The following is a 319-nucleotide window of genomic DNA, read 5'->3' on the forward strand; positions in this document are numbered from 1 at the left end:
AAGTCGTAACAAGGTAGCCGTACCGGAAGGTGCGGCTGGATCACCTCCTTTCTAAGGAGCACAGCACCGATTGCAGGCAAATGTTCTGCACGGTCAGCTCATGGGTGGAACGTTGATTAGTTGGCACAGTCAGTGACGAGAATCCGTTAGTACTGCTTCGGCGTGGAAGACGGGATTCGAGGAACGGACTGTGCTTGGCACGTTGTTGGGTGTCTGAGGGTACGGCCGTATGGCTTGTATCTTCATGATTCCGGCCCCAGTGAACTCATCGGTTTGTCCGGTGGGGTGATGGGTGGCTGGTCGTTGTTTGAGAACTACA

1 rRNA gene is annotated in these 319 nt (G+C 54.2%); it reads left to right on the forward strand.

Going from position 1 to position 319, the window contains the following annotated elements:
* Nucleotides 1-51: ribosomal RNA gene (locus MRBLMG1_RS37265) — 16S ribosomal RNA — on the forward strand; the annotation flags it as partial.
* Nucleotides 52-319 lie beyond the last annotated feature (268 nt).

The sequence above is a fragment of the Streptomyces sp. LMG1-1-1.1 genome (assembly GCF_040815545.1).
Classification (GTDB): Bacteria; Actinomycetota; Actinomycetes; order Streptomycetales; family Streptomycetaceae; genus Streptomyces.